The following is a 307-nucleotide window of genomic DNA, read 5'->3' as shown; positions in this document are numbered from 1 at the left end:
CACTGCTGTCCCATAGTTTGCTTTAAATAAAAAAACCTGAGTCCTAACAGTTAAAATATGAGTGCAAACAAACACTTTAACGACCAGGATTCAGGTTTTGTCACATCAGAATACCGTATTTCATGAGCTAATTAAACCTGTTGTGCGACAGGATTTTGAACAACTTGCTAAAGTACACCATGTTGGACAGAAATTTAGAGCGGCTTCCCGGTGGGATCAGTTTATTGCCATATTGATGTCTCAATTCTCTTGTAGGCAAAGTCTGAGAGATATTCAATCCAATTTGGAGTGCCAACAGGAAAAGCTG

General features: G+C 39.1%; 1 protein-coding gene. It reads left to right on the top strand.

What is annotated here, in order from left to right; all coding sequences use genetic code 11:
- Positions 1–97: 97 nt before the first annotated feature.
- Positions 98–307, top strand: a 210-nt coding sequence (locus tag ACPEPR_RS13850; protein WP_423562571.1) for a DUF4372 domain-containing protein, incomplete at its 3' end; no start/stop codon positions are given.

The sequence above is a fragment of the Acinetobacter sp. AND/436 genome (genome assembly GCF_049546925.1).
Lineage (GTDB): Bacteria > Pseudomonadota > Gammaproteobacteria > Pseudomonadales > Moraxellaceae > Acinetobacter > Acinetobacter indicus.
Note: the sequence above shows the minus strand (reverse complement) of the source record. Positions and strands in the feature narration are given on the sequence as shown.